Raw genomic sequence first — 1,398 nt, 5'->3', positions numbered from 1 at the left:
GAGCGTCGTGTCGGCGTCGATGAGCGCCGAGGCGTTCACGATCAGCTTGTAGCGCTTGTCGGCGTTGATCTCCTGCACGGCGCGGTGGAGCAGGTCCTGTGCGCGGTTGGTGAACACGTAGTTCTCTTCGTCGAGCGACTGGGCCTCCTTCTGTGCGTTGGCCTGGTAGGAAGCCACCCGCTTCTGGATGCTCTCCTGCGTGGCCTGGGCGTCGCGCGTGGTGATGAGCCCCTTCTGGTATTTCTCCTGCAGCTGTGCGGCCTCGGCCTGGAGGTTCTGCTCACGCTGCGCCCAGTTCTTCTGTGCCTTTTCGGTCTTCTCCTGCAGGGCCTTGCCCTCGGTCAGGAACAGATCGCACTGAGCCAGCACGGCCTCCACCTGAACGTAGGCGATGTCGCCCGTTCCGACCTGCTGCGCCGTTGCGGTCTCCGTTGCTGCCGCCTCGGCCGACGTCTCCGTCGTTTTCGTGCCGCAGGCGGTCAGTACGAGGGCCGCAGCCAGCACCGGGAAGAAAAATTTTTTCATATTGTTCGATTGGGTTTTGGTTAATTATTCCGTCATTTGGAACACAAAGGTAGAAAAAATTCTTTACTTTTGCCCGTCTGCGTCTAAAATTTGGATTTTATGTACGAATACATCCGCGGCACCGTTGCCGAAGCCGCTCCCACACATGCCGTTCTCGATGTCGGGGGCGTCGGTTATTACCTCCACATCTCGCTCGAAACCTTCTCGGCGATCGAGCATGCCCAGACGGCCAAACTCTTCGTGCACTACGTCGTGCGCGAGGATGCGCAGCTGCTCTACGGATTTGCGACCAAGACCGAGCGCGAGCTGTTCCGGCTGCTTGTCAGCGTGTCGGGCGTCGGGGGCAATACGGCGCGGATGATCCTCTCTACCTACTCGCCCCGCGAACTGCAGGGCATCATCTCGGCGGGTAATGCCGTGCTGCTGAAAAACGTCAAGGGCCTCGGGCTCAAGACGGCGCAGAAGATCATCGTCGAGCTGAGCGGCAAGCTCGCCACGCTGGGCGCCGACGAAGGCACTCCGGCCGCGGCTCCCGACGGCGGGGTGGTGGACGAGGCGCTCGAGGCGCTGGTCATGCTCGGCTTCGCCCGCACGGCAGCCGAGAAGGTGTTGCGCGCCGTGGTGCGCGAGGAGCCTTCGGCCTCGGTCGAGGAGCTGATCCGCATGGCCCTCAAGCGGCTCTGACTCCGCCGGGCGGACCTTCCGTACCGCACTTCGGCCCTTTTTTGTCGTTTCCGGCGGACGGATGGCTGTCGGAGCATTCGTTTCCGGCAAGGTTTTTGCAAATCTCCTCTCCGGCCCGCACCCGAACCTCGGGTCCGGGCGAAAACAGAATCCGTTTGTTTATGGAAGGTATTCCTGTCGGGTTTTTCC

Annotated in this window: 2 protein-coding genes; one reads left to right on the top strand and one right to left on the bottom strand. The window is 61.5% G+C overall.

Going from position 1 to position 1,398, the window contains the following annotated elements; translation table 11 throughout:
* A partial coding sequence (locus tag QZL63_RS06715) for an OmpH family outer membrane protein (RefSeq protein ID WP_290586322.1) occupies positions 1-525 on the bottom strand: 525 nt, incomplete at its 3' end.
* A gap of 99 nt (positions 526-624) precedes the next feature.
* Between QZL63_RS06715 and ruvA the strand changes: the two genes are divergently transcribed.
* Positions 625-1,209, top strand: a complete 585-nt coding sequence (gene ruvA / locus QZL63_RS06710) for a Holliday junction branch migration protein RuvA (protein ID WP_022308557.1) — start codon at positions 625-627, stop codon at positions 1,207-1,209.
* Positions 1,210-1,398 lie beyond the last annotated feature (189 nt).

Source organism: Alistipes sp. CAG:268 (assembly GCA_000434235.1).
Lineage (GTDB): Bacteria > Bacteroidota > Bacteroidia > Bacteroidales > Rikenellaceae > Alistipes > Alistipes avistercoris.
This window is presented reverse-complemented; position numbering and strand designations above follow the sequence as displayed.

Coding starts and splice junctions, on each gene's coding strand:
- ruvA (WP_022308557.1), top strand. CDS start 625: ATGTACGAATACATCCGCGGCACCGTTGCCGAAGCCGCTCCCACACAT.